Annotated in this window: 12 protein-coding genes, 1 rRNA gene, 1 CRISPR repeat array and 1 riboswitch; all 13 genes read left to right on the top strand. The window is 60.5% G+C overall.

Annotated features, from left to right (window positions below; genetic code table 11):
* Positions 1-5: 5 nt before the first annotated feature.
* A CRISPR array of direct repeats spans positions 6-1064; the repeat unit is 36 nt; unit sequence ATCTCTAGAGCCTTAGCTCTAGAGCTTCATTGAGGA.
* 302 nt (positions 1065-1366) lie between these two features.
* The 13 genes from argH to Uis1B_RS08775 all read left to right on the top strand — a co-directional run bounded on the left by argH (position 1367) and on the right by Uis1B_RS08775 (position 13882).
* A complete protein-coding gene (gene argH, locus Uis1B_RS08830; RefSeq protein WP_101617484.1) occupies positions 1367-2848 on the top strand; it encodes an argininosuccinate lyase in 1482 nt (493 codons plus the stop codon).
* Positions 2849-3284: 436 nt separating this feature from the next.
* Positions 3285-3401, top strand: a 5S ribosomal RNA gene (gene rrf, locus Uis1B_RS08825).
* A 278-nt stretch (positions 3402-3679) separates the two neighbouring features.
* On the top strand, positions 3680-4204 hold the full coding sequence (locus tag Uis1B_RS08820; RefSeq protein WP_207763407.1) for an HD domain-containing protein: 525 nt from the start codon (positions 3680-3682) through the stop codon (positions 4202-4204).
* 2 nt (positions 4205-4206) lie between these two features.
* Positions 4207-5157, top strand: coding sequence for a putative ABC transporter permease (locus Uis1B_RS08815; RefSeq protein ID WP_423734882.1), 951 nt, complete (start codon positions 4207-4209; stop codon positions 5155-5157).
* A gap of 65 nt (positions 5158-5222) precedes the next feature.
* Positions 5223-5324, top strand: a riboswitch (TPP riboswitch).
* A 263-nt stretch (positions 5325-5587) separates the two neighbouring features.
* Complete coding sequence (thiS, locus tag Uis1B_RS08810) at positions 5588-5782, top strand: sulfur carrier protein ThiS (protein ID WP_101617481.1); 195 nt, start codon at positions 5588-5590, stop codon at positions 5780-5782.
* A 139-nt stretch (positions 5783-5921) separates the two neighbouring features.
* Positions 5922-6788 carry a thiazole synthase gene (locus tag Uis1B_RS08805; protein WP_423734879.1) on the top strand — a complete coding sequence of 289 codons (867 nt, stop codon included), beginning with the start codon at positions 5922-5924 and terminating at the stop codon, positions 6786-6788.
* A gap of 82 nt (positions 6789-6870) precedes the next feature.
* Complete coding sequence (gene thiF / locus Uis1B_RS08800; RefSeq protein ID WP_101617479.1) at positions 6871-7680, top strand: thiazole biosynthesis adenylyltransferase ThiF; 810 nt, start codon at positions 6871-6873, stop codon at positions 7678-7680.
* Between the two features lie 135 nt (positions 7681-7815).
* Entirely contained in the window at positions 7816-8148 is a 333-nt protein-coding gene (locus tag Uis1B_RS08795; protein ID WP_101617477.1) for a rhodanese-like domain-containing protein, read from the top strand.
* 110 nt (positions 8149-8258) lie between these two features.
* Positions 8259-9569 carry a tyrosine--tRNA ligase gene (gene tyrS, locus Uis1B_RS08790; protein WP_101617475.1) on the top strand — a complete coding sequence of 437 codons (1311 nt, stop codon included), beginning with the start codon at positions 8259-8261 and terminating at the stop codon, positions 9567-9569.
* Positions 9566-11806 carry a tetratricopeptide repeat protein gene (locus Uis1B_RS12380; protein ID WP_243390325.1) on the top strand — a complete coding sequence of 747 codons (2241 nt, stop codon included), beginning with the start codon at positions 9566-9568 and terminating at the stop codon, positions 11804-11806. Before tyrS ends, Uis1B_RS12380 begins: the two co-directional genes overlap by 4 nt.
* Position 11807: 1 nt before the next feature.
* Positions 11808-12884 carry an HAD-IIA family hydrolase gene (locus tag Uis1B_RS08780; protein WP_101617473.1) on the top strand — a complete coding sequence of 359 codons (1077 nt, stop codon included), beginning with the start codon at positions 11808-11810 and terminating at the stop codon, positions 12882-12884.
* 22 nt (positions 12885-12906) lie between these two features.
* Positions 12907-13086 carry a hypothetical protein gene (locus tag Uis1B_RS12055; RefSeq protein WP_165782819.1) on the top strand — a complete coding sequence of 60 codons (180 nt, stop codon included), beginning with the start codon at positions 12907-12909 and terminating at the stop codon, positions 13084-13086.
* A gap of 58 nt (positions 13087-13144) precedes the next feature.
* On the top strand, positions 13145-13882 hold the full coding sequence (locus Uis1B_RS08775) for a TlyA family RNA methyltransferase (RefSeq protein ID WP_101617471.1): 738 nt from the start codon (positions 13145-13147) through the stop codon (positions 13880-13882).
* Positions 13883-13973 lie beyond the last annotated feature (91 nt).

The raw sequence follows: 13973 nt of genomic DNA, 5'->3' as shown, positions 1-13973 counted from the left end.
CCAGTATCTCTAGAGCCTTAGCTCTAGAGCTTCATTGAGGATTGGACTCCATCAAACTCAAGGAGGGACGCTGATGGATCTCTAGAGCCTTAGCTCTAGAGCTTCATTGAGGATTGGACGCCATGACGTTCCGTTTCGAGGGGTTCATGGGCATCTCTAGAGCCTTAGCTCTAGAGCTTCATTGAGGAAAGTCGAAATCTCCCTCAAGATAGGAGCTTCGTTCGATATCTCTAGAGCCTTAGCTCTAGAGCTTCATTGAGGATTGAAGCTGCGGCGGATGAGGGTCTTCAGACCCATCTCATCTCTAGAGCCTTAGCTCTAGAGCTTCATTGAGGATTGAAGCTGCGGCGGATGAGGGTCTTCAGACCCATCTCATCTCTAGAGCCTTAGCTCTAGAGCTTCATTGAGGATTGAGCGGGTCCGGACAGTGGATGATCAGGTCGAAGATCTCTAGAGCCTTAGCTCTAGAGCTTCATTGAGGACTGCGGTGGAACGGCGCCTCTTCGAAGCCCAAGCCCACATCTCTAGAGCCTTAGCTCTAGAGCTTCATTGAGGATTGCAGTGGATCCTCGGCCAGCAGACGACGGGTCTCCGATCTCTAGAGCCTTAGCTCTAGAGCTTCATTGAGGACTGTGGTCGATCTGTGATAGCTCTCTTGATTTCAGGGATCTCTAGAGCCTTAGCTCTAGAGCTTCATTGAGGACGAACGGTCAATTACGGACTCTACAGCGATTTAGGCATCTCTAGAGCCTTAGCTCTAGAGCTTCATTGAGGAGTGAGATACCGCCCCGAGGCTCTCGACGCGTGGCTGATCTCTAGAGCCTTAGCTCTAGAGCTTCATTGAGGATCAACGGCAAGGGCGGCACCGGCAAGACCACCACGATCTCTAGAGCCTTAGCTCTAGAGCTTCATTGAGGAACGGTCACGTCGCCCTTTTGCAGATCCTCGAACCGGATCTCTAGAGCCTTAGCTCTAGAGCTTCATTGAGGAGGCGTGCGACCCGTTCAATCTCGCGTTCACCGCGTGTTATCTCTAGAGCCTTAGCTCTAGAGCCTCATTGAGGAATTTGTGCTCGATTGAAAGGTTGAAAAGAGGGGAAATGATTCACTCTTTTTGGCGTTGGTGAAAGAGTGAATTATTTGTTGTTCGGGGTAACATGAATGCTGTTCGGTTCATCGTTGAAATCGCGCTGGACTGTGCTTAAATGTTCGTTTCCAATTCACTCTTTTTGAGACCTCGAAAAGAGTGAACCAACGAGAGCCACAGAAGACTCACCAAGACCCAGCCAACCCACGTTGTTGGACCGCGCTGATACCCTGAACAACAGCGATTTTTACGCATTCCATAAACAAGGAGCTGCACTCTCATGACCGAATCCAACCAGCAGTCCGAACACCTCGCCCTATGGGGCGGCCGCTTCACGTCCGGCCCGTCGCCCGAACTGGCTCGGCTGAGCAAGTCCACCCAGTTCGACTGGCGTCTGGCCGACGACGATATCGCCGGCTCTCGTGCCCACGCTCGAGCGCTCGGCCGTGCTGGGCTCCTCACCGACGACGAGCTCGCCCGCATGGAAGACGCCCTCGACGAGCTTCAGCGTCGCGTCGACTCCGGTGCCTTCACCCCCATCGAAGATGACGAGGACGAGGCCACGGCACTGGAACGTGGTCTCATCGACATCGCCGGCGACGAGCTTGGCGGCAAACTGCGTGCCGGCCGCTCCCGCAACGACCAGATCGCATGCCTGATCCGCATGTGGCTGCGTCGTCACGCCCGTGTGATCGCAGGCGAACTCATCGGCCTCGTCAACGCGTTGATCGCCCAGTCCGAAAAAGCCGGCCACACCGTCATGCCCGGCCGCACCCACATGCAGCACGCGCAGCCCGTCCTGCTCGCCCATCAGCTCATGGCCCACGCCTGGCCGCTGATGCGCGACATCAAGCGTCTCATCGACTGGGACGCCCGCATCAACGCCAGCCCCTACGGCTCCGGCGCACTCGCCGGCAACACGCTCGGTCTCGACCCTGAGGCCGTGGCCCGCGAACTCGGCTTCGCCAAGGTGACCGACAACTCCATCGACGGCACTGCAGCCCGCGACCTCGTCGCCGAATTCGCGTTCATCGCCGCCATGACCGGCGTCGACATCTCCCGACTCTCCGAGGAGATCATCATCTGGAACACGCAGGAGTTCGCCTTCGTCAAGCTCGATGACGCCTACTCCACCGGCTCCTCGATCATGCCGCAGAAGAAGAACCCCGACATCGCCGAGCTCGCTCGCGGCAAGTCCGGTCGTCTGATCGGCGACCTGACCGGCCTGCTCGCCACGCTCAAGGGGCTGCCCACCGCCTACGCGCGCGACCTTCAGGAAGACAAGGAAGCCGTGTTCGATCAGGTCGACACCCTCGAAGTACTGCTGCCCGCCTTCACCGGCATGGTCGCCACCATGCATTTCGACGCCGAACGTCTCGAGGCCGAGGCCCCCACCGGTTTCGCTCTCGCCACCGACATCGCCGAATGGCTTGTCAAGAACGGTGTGCCGTTCCGTCATGCTCACGAGCTTTCCGGCGCCTGCGTGAAGATCGCCGAGGGCCGTGGCCAGGAGCTGTGGGATCTCACCGACAAGGACTTCGCCGAAACGTTCGCTGACTTCCTGCCCGCCGACAAGGCTCCGAAGGTACGCGAAGTGCTTTCCAGCCGCGGTTCCGTGAACTCCCGCAACGGCAAGGGCGGCACGGCGTTCGGTCGTGTGCGCGAGCAGATCGTCGACGCCAAGGCCGAAGTCGAGGAGCTCAAACTGTTCGCATCCTCCACGTCGGACGGCCCCGCCTACAAAGCCCCCGAAACGCTGTAGGGCTCAGACGCCGCAGATGGCGTAGCGCTGTACGGCGGATATCGTCGTTGACCGGTCGTTCGGTGGATTACCGTGCATTTCGCGTAGAATGCACGGTAATCCACCGTGATCGAAATTGGCCGAGTTCCAAAATCGCATGATTGCAGCGATCCTGAAATCGGGGGAGCCGGATTGCGATGGACCAGACCGCATTTCGGTATTTTGACGCCTTGATCCATCAACCTAGTCCATCAACCTAGCCCATCAAACTTGGTCCACTGCTCTTAATTCATCATCCGTAAGCCATCGGGATTGGACGGTCGTCCGGCGGAACTGAACTAGACGACTGCCCTATTCGACACGTAGCACAGCAACCTAGGCGGCAACTCCAATCCGGTCAATACATGCGACACGCCGATATTTTGCAGTACGAAGCAGATAGTGTATCTTTTTCTCTTGCTGCGGTCATGGCCCAAGTGAAACGCCCGGTCCCTTTCCGAACCCGGAAGCTAAGGCTTGGCACGGCGATGGTACTGCACTCGGTAGGGTGTGGGAGAGTAGCACGCCGCAGCATTCATTCGTTAGTAATGCCTGTCAAAGTTGACAGGCATTTTTGTTTTTCTGATCCAGAACCGTAATCCCGTGATCTAATTCGATCTCATCCTTGTGAACGAGTGCCGTCTCTTCCACTGTTGTCTAGAATCGAACAGCAATACGACACAATCATGCATTTCGTGGCATAACCACGACGTCGGCATCGTGAATGTCGGCATCGCGAACGTCGCTGTATGGCGGCCGAAACGATTCATGATGCCGAATAGATGTCGAGCAATCAAACGAGCCGAGGGGGCAATGGTGGGACGTCTGCTGACCCGTGACGAAATCCGGGAACTGGTCGATAGGCATGGAAGGGGGATTCTGGAACACGAGCACATGCAGTTCGAGCGCACCTGCTTCCAACACGGTGCCGTCACCACCTACGCCCATTCGATCCGCGTGGCCTGCCTCTCCGTGTATTTCGCCGACCGACTGCACCTGTGGCATCGGGTGGATCCGCGTTCACTGATCCGCGCGGCCCTGCTGCACGACTACTTCCTCTACGACTGGCATGCCTGGGACAACGGCACGCATCGATTGCACGGCTTCACCCACGGGCACACGGCCCTCGTCAACGCGCTGAAGGACTTCGACCTCAACGCCGTGGAACGCGACAGCATCGCCAACCACATGTTCCCGATGACCCCTCGTCCGCCGAAATACCTCGAAGGATATCTGATCACCATGGCCGACAAGATCAGCGCCACTCGCGAAACCTTCTCGCTCAAGCGGTTTTCCAAGCCGACGCTGCCGAAATCCGTAAGGGGGATCGAAGCATGACCATCGCCTTGCTGCTCGAGAAACTGTTCCTGTGGGGCGTGCTCTACAGCTTCATCGGATGGGTGTACGAGACGATTCTGGTTTCCGCGCAGGAGCGCCGATTCGTCAACCGTGGATTCCTCAACGGTCCGCTCTGCCCGATCTACGGGGCCGGTGCGGTGCTGGGCATCGTGCTGCTCACACCCCTGCAGGGGTATCCGGTCACGATTTTCTTTCTCGGCGCGATCGGCGCCTGTCTGCTGGAATACGTGACCTCCTGGACCATGGAGAAGCTCTTCCATGCCCGATGGTGGGATTATTCGAACTTTCGATTCAATCTCAATGGACGTATCTGTCTGCTTGGTGCGGTGGTGTTCGGCATTGGTGGGCTGGTGGTTCTGGAGATCACCCAGCCGGTGGTGGTGCGGATCACCGATCTGCTGCCGCAGCAGTGGCTTCATCTCGCCGCGGGTGTGCTGATCGTGCTGATCGGCGTGGATCTGACGATCACCGTCGTCGGTTTCAGCGGCTTCTACGAGCGGCTCGCCGATTTCGCCGCCGATCTCAGGCAGACCGCGGGAGACCTGAAGCAGACCGCATCCGGTGCCGCCGGACGCCTGAAGAGGGATGGTGCGGCAATGGTCCCCGATGCGGTTTCCAATGCGATGACCGGCGCCGTGGGAACCCTGCATACGGTGGCGGGCAACGCCGGCAACCGCATCAGGGGAATGTCCGGTCTGCCGATCTCCACCGCCAACCGGATGTACGAAAAGCTGACCGATGTGCTCAGCGATCAGCAGAAGCGCATGATTCGTTCATTCCCGCACCTGCGCGCCAACGGCTACACCGACATCATCGTCCAGCTGCGCGAGCGGCTCGTCAGCGGTCAGTCGAACTCCAGTGGTCAGTCGAGCCCTGATGGACGGTCAGACCTTAATGGCCGTGCGTCGTCGGACGACTCCGATCCGCGGTAACCGATGACGATGCTGATTCCACCCTGCCTCGCCGTCAAGGTCTATGCGGGTCGGTAGGGTGGAGCGTGATGGCGAACGGGAGCCGGTGACGGCTGAGAGGAAGCAGCGCTTCGACCGTGGGACTTGATGCGGATCATGCCGCCGTAAGGATCGTGCCATATCGGGGTTGCCGAGGATCGGCGGTTCCCGAATATGGGTCGATGCGAACGACGGGGTTTCGGCATCCGGTCCGATGGGGTTTCGGCACGGCTTGCTTTCGGCATGGCTATGGTGACCAAGCCGATCGACATAATCGAACAGACATAGCCGAACAGACATAATCGAACAAAGAATGATTGGGTTCATGAAGGGGCGCACCACCACGGGTACGGCTGACTTTCGTGCGCCCTTTTTTCATATGCAGATCCACTGCGGATCGTTTGGAGGATGCATGCAGGTCAACGGAGAGCAGGTCGCGCTGGAAGCGCCGATGAGCGTGGCGGACTATCTGGAGGCGCACGGGTACCGTGCGGAACGCGTGGCCGTGGAGCTTGACGGCTCGATCATTCCGCGGGAACGCCGGGCCGAAACCATGCTGCACGATCAGGCCGTCATGGAGATCGTCCAGTTCGTGCAGGGTGGATGACCCGATCGCTCCGGATCGAAGCCCCGGCCGGATCTCCGGACGGACCATCCGCAGGACCATCGGCCGGATCAGGAATCCGGACCGGAATACCGGCGAAACCAGCCGGAACATCAACGAAAACGCATACGAAGGAGTAATCATGATCCCTAATCCAGTCACCGAGGAATCCGTCGCCAACACCCCGCTGCCCCCGCAGCCGAGCGTCGTCAATCCTGTGGGCACCGCCGCCCCGATGCCGAACGTCGTCGACAAGCCGCTGAACCTCGGCGGCCACGAATTCCAATCGCGGTTCATCCTCGGGTCCGGCCGCTATGATCTCAACCTCATCAAGGCCACCGTGGAACATGCCGGCACCCAGATCGTGACGATGGCGCTGCGCCGCGCCCAAACCACCGAGAACAGCGTGCTCGACTACATTCCCGAAGGCATCACGTTGCTGCCGAACACGTCGGGCGCTCGAAACGCCGAGGAGGCCGTGCGCATCGCCCGGCTCGCCCGCGAAGTGTGCCACACCGATTTCGTGAAGGTGGAGATCGAGCACGAGACCAAGTATCTGCTGCCCGACAACGCCGAAACCATCCGTGCCACGGAGATGCTGGCCAAGGAGGGATTCGTGGTGATGCCCTACATGTTCCCCGATCCGATCGCCGCACGTCAGCTGGAGGAGGCCGGCGCCGCGGCGGTGATGCCGCTCGGCTCCCTGATCGGCTCGAATATGGGTCTGCGCATGAGGGATTTCATCGAGATCATCATCGCCAACGCGAACGTGCCGGTGATCATCGATGCCGGTATCGGCCGTCCAAGTCAGGCCTGCGACGCCATGGAGATGGGCGCCGACGCGGTGATGGCCTACACCGCCGTGGCCTCGGCCGGCAATATCCCGCTGATGGCCAGGGCGTTCAAGGACGCGATCGAAGCCGGTCGCGCGGCGTATCTTTCCGGCCTTGGCAAGGTCACCGAGGGACAGGCCGTGCCGTCCAGCCCCACCACCGGGTATCTGCACTGATTTTCTCGGGGCATCGGCAGGCATCGGCAGGCATCGGCATGCAATGGCGGACGACAGTCAATGACAAGGAGTGAATGACGGTATGGGACTCACCGACGAACAGGTGGAACGGTATTCGCGGCACCTGATTCTCAAGGACGTCGGAGTGCGCGGACAGAAACGACTGCTTTGCGCTCGCGTATTGATCGTCGGAGCCGGAGGACTCGGCTCGCCGGTCGCGCTGTATCTGGCCGCGGCCGGCGTGGGCACGATCGGCATCGTGGATGACGATGTGGTGGACTTGAGCAATCTGCAGCGGCAGATCATTCATTCCACGGATTCGGTCGGCATGCCCAAGGTGCGATCCGCGGCCGGACGCATGCAGGAATTGAATCCCGGTGTGCAGGTGAACGCCATTCGGGCCACGGTGACCGCCGGCAACATCGCCGAACTGATCGCCGACTACGACGTGGTGGTGGATGCCACCGATAATTTTGCGGCGAAATTCCTGATCAACGACGCCTGCGTGCTGGCGGGCAAACCGTTCGTGCACGGTGCCGTGGTGCGATTCGCCGGACAGGTGATGGACTACGTGCCGGGCGAGGGGCCTTGCTACCGTTGCATCTTCCGTGAGATGCCCGCGGCGGGGGAGATCCCCACCTGTCGTGAGGCCGGCGTGCTGGGTGCGGCAGTCGGTGTGATCGGCAGCGTGCAGGCCGTGGAGGTGGTCAAGCTCATCACCGGTGCCGGCGAGCCGTTGGTCGCACGTATGCTCACTGCCGACATGCTCGGCATGAAGTTCCGCACTGTGCCGCTGCCGGAACGGGTGCCGGACTGCCCGGTGTGCGGGGAGAGCCCGACGATCACGAAGCTGGATGCCGACAACTACGTGCAGGAGGCCTGTGCCGTTTGATCCTGTGCCGCGTGAGGCCGAATCGGGCGGGATCGAGGCCTGTGCCGCGTGACGCCGGAGCAGGGTCATGCGGCGGCAGGCCACGCGGCACAGGGCCGGAATCCGGTTCTGTAAACGAAACGAAGAAGGGGAAACATGCTGATCGATGATGATGACGACGAACCGCGGATCGAACGGATGACGCCCGAACAGTTCGCGCATCTCGACTATTCCACCGTGACGCTGCTGGACCTGCGCGAGCCGCACGAGGTGGCCGCGCACGGCATCGCCGGGGCGATCAACGCGCCGTTCGACCCATTGGCGGCCGTGCTGCGCGACGTGCCGAAGGACAAGCCGGTGGTCGTGTTCTGCCGTGAGGGCAGCTGGAGTGAGGAGGTCGCTGAGATCCTCGCCGACCGAGGCTATGACGTCGTCAACCTCGAAGGTGGTTTTCAGGCCTATGAGCGGTACCTCGCCGGCCGGGCGTGAACGTCGTCGCGTATGCCCGGCCGGCACCGGCGCTGTCGTGATGTTCTGAGAAACTGTAGTGTTGCTGGAACCAGCGATATTCAACACGATTGAGGAGTGGTAGGAAACCCATGTCTCAGGTCAGAAACTACAAGGAAGCGGGCTTCGACTCGCTGCTTGAGGAACTTGAATGGCGAGGACTCGTCAACCAGTCGACCGACAAGGACCGTCTCGCGCAGGCGCTGAACGGGGAACCGATCACCTATTATTGCGGATTCGATCCCACCGCGGCCTCATTGCATATCGGCAATCTGGTGCAGCTGATCAACATGCGGCATCTTCAGGCCGCCGGTCATCGCCCGATCGCTCTGGTCGGCGGTGCCACCGGTCTGATCGGCGATCCGCGTCAGAGCGGCGAGCGTACGCTCAATCCCAAGGAGATCGTCGCCCAGTGGGCCGACCGTCTCAAGGCGCAGATCGGACGATTCCTGGAAACCGAAGGGGGAAGCGCCGTACGGTTCGTGAGCAACTACGACTGGACCGCGCAGATGAACGTCATCGACTTCCTGCGTGACGTGGGCAAGAACTTCCGTCTGGGAACCATGCTCGCCAAGGACACCGTGGCCCGCCGTCTGAACTCCGACGAAGGCATCTCCTTCACCGAGTTCAGCTATCAGGTGCTGCAGGGCAACGACTTCTTGCATCTGTATGACGAGTACGGCTGCACGCTGGAACTGGGCGGCTCCGACCAGTGGGGCAATCTGACTTCCGGTCTCGATCTGATTCACAAGATGCGCGGCGTTGACGTGAACGTGTTCACCAGTCCGATCATCACCGATGCGCAGGGCAAGAAGTTCGGCAAGTCCGAAGGCAACGCCGTGTGGCTCGATCCGACCATGCTGAGTCCGTACAAGTTCTACCAGTTCTGGATCAACCGTCCGGATGCGGAGATGGAGAATCTGCTCAAGGCGTTTACCTTCCTGCCCAAGGATGAGATCGAACGGCTGGTGGAGGAGTCGAGAACCAACCCCGGTCGTCGTGAGGCTCAGCGTACGCTGGCATGGGAGGTTACCAGCTTCGTGCATGGCGAGGCGGCCACCCAGCAGGCCATCGACGCCGCTGGCGCGCTGTTCGGGCGCGGCGGCGATCTGCACGGACTTGACGAGAGTACGCTTGAGGCGGCTCTGGATGGTCTGAAGGTGGATGGTGCGTTTCCCAAGGCGGCGGTCGGGGATCGTCTGATCGATCTTGCCGCGGCGACCGGGCTGGTAAAGTCCGCATCGGAGGCACGCCGAGCGATCAAGTCCGGCGGCCTGTATCTGAACAACACCCGTATTGAAAACGAAGAACAGACATTGACGGCGGACGACTTCCTGCATGGTCGTTTCGCCCTGATCCGCCGCGGCAAGAAGAACATCGCGGCGCTTGAGGAGGCACGATGAGCGAAGAGCGTTCCAATCATTCCGAGGGTCGTTCCGGTTCCGGACGTTCCGGCGGTTACGGCAAGGGCGGTTACAACAAGGGGCGCGGCGGCAAGTTCGGTTCCGGACGCGGTGGCTTCGGTCACGGCCGTTCCGGCGGCTTTGATCGCCGTGGCAATGATGGTGACGGTCGTCGATTCCACCGGGACGGTGAATTCCGTCGTCAGGGCGGAGAACGCTCCGAGCATGGCGAGGGCCGTGACGAGGCTCGTTCCGGAGGTTACAGGAAGAGCTACGGCAAGAAGCCGTATGGCGGCGGCAAGTTCCACCGTGACGGTGATCGTCGTGATTTCCGTCGTGATGGCGAGCGCGGCGGTTTCCGCAAGGACGGTGATCGCCGAGACTTCCGCAAGGACGGTGAGCGCGGCGGTTTCCGTCGTGATGGTGATCGTCGGTTCAATGATCGGAATGATCGTGATCGTAATGATCGTCAGGATGGTGAGCGTCGGTTCGATCGTGACGGTGAGCGTCGCGGTGGTTATCGCAAGGATTTCCGTCGTGACGGTGAGCGCGGCGGTTTCCGCAGGGACGGTGATCGCCGGGACTTCCATAAGGATCGCGGTTTCCGCAAGAATTTCCATCATGATGATGATCGTCGTGATTTCCGTCGTGATGGTGATCGTCGGTTCAATGATCGGAATGATCGTGATCGGAATGATCGTGATCGTAATGATCGGCAGGATGGTGAGCGTCGGTTCGATCGTGACGGTGAGCGTCGTGGCGGCTATCGCAAGGATTTCCGTCGTGATGGTGAGCGTCGTGATGGTGAACGCGGCGGTTTCCGCAGGGACGGTGATCGCCGGGATTTCCACAAGGATCGCGGTTTCCGCAGGGACGGTGATCGCCGAGACTTCCATAAGGACGGCGACTTCCGCAGGAACGATGGCTTCCGCAAGGACGGTGAGCACGAGGAGCGCAGGGACTTCCATAAGGACGGAGAAGGCCGTGACTTCCGTCGTGAGGATCGTCGTGGCGATCGGCATGATCGTCAGGACCGTTCGTTCGACCGTCAGGGCAGTAACCCGCGCTATCAGAGGGACGGCGAAGGCTCCCACAGTTTCTATCAGGGAGGGCGCCGCAATTCCGACGGTACCGTGTCGTATCCTTCGCAGAACCCGTATACGGATCGCCGTCCCAACGAGCCCAAGATGCCGAAGGGGCTGGACTGGTCGATGCTCTCCAAGGATGAGAAGGAGCGTCTGCGTGGCTTGAGCAAGGAGCACGCCGAAAACATCGGTCTGCACATGCTTGCCGCCTACACGGTGGAGGAAAGCGACCCCGATCTGGCTCTCGCTCACGCCAAGTGGGTGGCCCGTCAGGCATCCCGCATCGACATGGCCCGTGAGACCCTGGCCTTCGTGGCCTATCGTCAGCAGAACTACAAGCTGGCGATCAAGGAGTTCCGCACCGCCTACCGCATGAACGGTTTCCGTGATTATCTGCCGTTCATCGCCGATTGCGAACGTGGGCTCGGTCAGCCCAAGAAGGCCATCGAAATGGCGTCTCAGGACGATGTACGTTCGTTGCGTGGCGAGTCCAAGGCGGAAATGCTGCTGGTGATCGCCGGAGCTTATGGTGATCTCGGTTTGTGGGATAAGGCCATCGATCTGGTTCATACGCTGGGCCGTTCGAAGGGCATCTCCGGCGAGTACCGCATGCGTGCCGTGCAGGCCGAGCAGAACTTCCTGGAGCAGGCCGGTCGTCAGGAGGATGCAGCGAAGCTCGATGATCTGCTGGATCGCTTGGAAAGCGAATACGCGCAGATCGACGCGGATGATGACGACACCGTCATCGACAACGATCTCGAAGACATCGACGACGAGCTGCTTGAAGGCCTTGGCATCGATCTCGATCCCTCCCATTATCCGGATGATGAGGATGAAACCTCGGACGATACCGAGGATGAGACTGAGGACGAGACCGAGGACGACGCGGATGAGGACTCCGATCCGGAGCCTGAGACCAACGATGAGACGACTCCCGAGCAGATCGAGGATCACGACACCGACGAGGACAATCCGCGAAACGCCGACGATGAAGCTCAGCTTCCCGCGCAGGAGACCGAAGACGGTGCGAACGCCGACGTCGATCCCGGCGAAACGGCGGTGGATTCCGATGAGCAGTCGGATTCCGATGAGCAGTCGGATTCCGACGGTTCGGACGACGACTCCAGTGAACAGACGAAGGATGCCGAATAAGATGACCCGGTTCCTCAAAGGCACGGAGCGGCCGATCAGCGAAGCCTACAGGCTGGCCCTGTTGGATCTTGACGGCGTGGTCTACCGCGGCAAGAACCCGGTGGAGCATGCGGCCGACAGCATCAGGCAGGCCGAACAGGCCGGCATGGCGATGGAATACACGACGAACAACTCTTCGCGATTCCAAGCCGTGGTGGCCGAACAGCTGCGAGGCTTCGGTCTTGACGTCGAGCCTTGGCAGGTCATCACCTCATCCGTGGTGGCTGCCCGCATGGTGGCTCATCACGTACCGGCCGGCGCCAAGGTGCTGGCCGCCGGAGCCCCCCATCTTCGCGAGGAGATCACCAAAGCCGGGCTCACGCTCGTCGATCATGTGGAGGACGAACCCGTAGCGGTGATTCAGGGCTGGTATCCCGAGATCACCTGGAACGAGCTGGCAGCCGTCGCGTTCGCCGCTCAGCGGGGCGCCATGTTCCTCGTCACCAATCGGGATCTGACCATTCCTCGTGAACTCGGTATAGCTCCGGGGTGCGGATCCCTGGTGAATGCGGTGATCGAGGCGGTGGGGTATCAGCCGGTGGCCTCCGCGGGCAAGCCCGAATCCGCGATGTATGACGAAGCCCGTCAACTCGTGGCCGATGCGCAGGCCGAGGCTGGTCGAAACGGTGTGGAGCCGGTTGCGCAGGAACTGTGCATCGCCATCGGTGACCGTCTCGATACCGACATCGAGGCAGGCAACCGTGGTGGTTACGATTCGCTGGTGGTGCTCACCGGAGTGGCCAGCGCGAATTCGCTGATCGTGGCCGAGCCGATCCTGAGGCCTTCGTTCATCGCCAAGGACCTGCGCGGTCTCAACGTGGCCCATCCCGCGCCGGTTCGTCAGCCGGATGGTTCGTGGCGTTGCGTCGATGCCTGCGCAAGGCTGGCGGATGACGCACTGGTCGTGGAGGAGTCCGGCGATGCGGAATCGGCCCTTGACAGTCTCGACGCCCTGCGCGCTGCATGCTGTGCCGTGTGGGAGGCCATGGACGCCGGTGCGAACGCCGATGAACTGACCATCCCCGAATTCCGTATCTGACGTGCCGGAGCAGTCTCGATTCATGGCACCCATGACGGAATCCGAGCGAACGTCCGGAGGCGAAGCGGGCGAAGACAACGATGATCGCATCGACGTCGGGTCCGCTCTCGCCGAACTGGATGGCAAATCATACGAAGAGCAGATCGACGCCTACCGCGGCATTCTCAAACGATTGCGGAAGGAACTTGATCGGCTCGACTGAACGCATCGATCGCGATGAGACTGCATGAGATGAGACTGCATGAACGGGAAGGAAGACAATGAGTCAGCGTCTGGACGCCGAACTGGTCGAACGTTCCCTGGTACAGTCGCGATCCCGGGCACAGCGTCTCATCCGGGACGGCAGGGTCATGGTCGATGGGGTCGTTGTGATGAAACCCTCGGCCTCGGTGACTGCGGCCTCCCACATCGATGTTGATCTGGGGGAGGACTACGTTTCCCGAGGCGCATACAAGCTCGTCGGCGCCTTCGACGTGTTCGGTCCCCAAGGGCTTGCAAACCCGCGCGGATTGCGTTGCTTGGATATCGGCGCCTCCACCGGCGGCTTCACCGAAGTGCTGCTGCGTCGCGGTGCCTCGCAGGTGGTCGCGCTCGACGTCGGTCACGGGCAACTCGCCCCGAGGATCGCCGATGACGTGCGCGTCACTGATATGAGCGGCGTCAACATCCGCGACATTCATGTCGAGGATCTGCCGTATCGACCGGAAATGATCGTCTCCGACGTTTCATTCATCTCATTGACCTATGTGATTCCGGTGATCGCACGGATCATCGCCCCGGAATCGCCGATCATACTGCTGGTCAAACCCCAGTTCGAGGTCGGTCGCGGGCATTTGGGCAAGAACGGCATCGTGGAGCATGAGGAGGCTCGCCGATCGGCCCTCACCAAGGTGATCTCCTGCGCCGAGGCGCAAGGGTTCGTCGTGAGGGGCACTGCCGACAGTCCGATATCGGGCACCCACGGCAATCACGAGTACCTGCTGTGGCTTCAGTCCTGAACGTCCATCACCTCATCCGAACGGCTTCGCCGTCCACCTTCCCCTCACAGGGGAAGGTCTGAAATGGCGTTAGGCCTGACGTCGTCCGTCT

It is taken from the genome of Bifidobacterium margollesii, assembly GCF_002860355.1.
GTDB lineage: Bacteria > Actinomycetota > Actinomycetes > Actinomycetales > Bifidobacteriaceae > Galliscardovia > Galliscardovia margollesii.
This window is presented reverse-complemented; position numbering and strand designations above follow the sequence as displayed.

What these genes read in the sequence shown, in the direction of transcription:
- Uis1B_RS08820 (WP_207763407.1), top strand. Translation starts at nt 3,680, where the DNA reads ATGGTGGGACGTCTGCTGACCCGTGACGAAATCCGGGAACTGGTCGAT.
- thiS (WP_101617481.1), top strand. Translation starts at nt 5,588, where the DNA reads ATGCAGGTCAACGGAGAGCAGGTCGCGCTGGAAGCGCCGATGAGCGTG.
- Uis1B_RS12055 (WP_165782819.1), top strand. Translation starts at nt 12,907, where the DNA reads ATGGCACCCATGACGGAATCCGAGCGAACGTCCGGAGGCGAAGCGGGC.
- thiF (WP_101617479.1), top strand. Translation starts at nt 6,871, where the DNA reads ATGGGACTCACCGACGAACAGGTGGAACGGTATTCGCGGCACCTGATT.
- Uis1B_RS08795 (WP_101617477.1), top strand. Translation starts at nt 7,816, where the DNA reads ATGCTGATCGATGATGATGACGACGAACCGCGGATCGAACGGATGACG.
- tyrS (WP_101617475.1), top strand. Translation starts at nt 8,259, where the DNA reads ATGTCTCAGGTCAGAAACTACAAGGAAGCGGGCTTCGACTCGCTGCTT.
- Uis1B_RS08775 (WP_101617471.1), top strand. Translation starts at nt 13,145, where the DNA reads ATGAGTCAGCGTCTGGACGCCGAACTGGTCGAACGTTCCCTGGTACAG.
- argH (WP_101617484.1), top strand. Translation starts at nt 1,367, where the DNA reads ATGACCGAATCCAACCAGCAGTCCGAACACCTCGCCCTATGGGGCGGC.
- Uis1B_RS12380 (WP_243390325.1), top strand. Translation starts at nt 9,566, where the DNA reads ATGAGCGAAGAGCGTTCCAATCATTCCGAGGGTCGTTCCGGTTCCGGA.
- Uis1B_RS08780 (WP_101617473.1), top strand. Translation starts at nt 11,808, where the DNA reads ATGACCCGGTTCCTCAAAGGCACGGAGCGGCCGATCAGCGAAGCCTAC.
- Uis1B_RS08805 (WP_423734879.1), top strand. Translation starts at nt 5,922, where the DNA reads ATGATCCCTAATCCAGTCACCGAGGAATCCGTCGCCAACACCCCGCTG.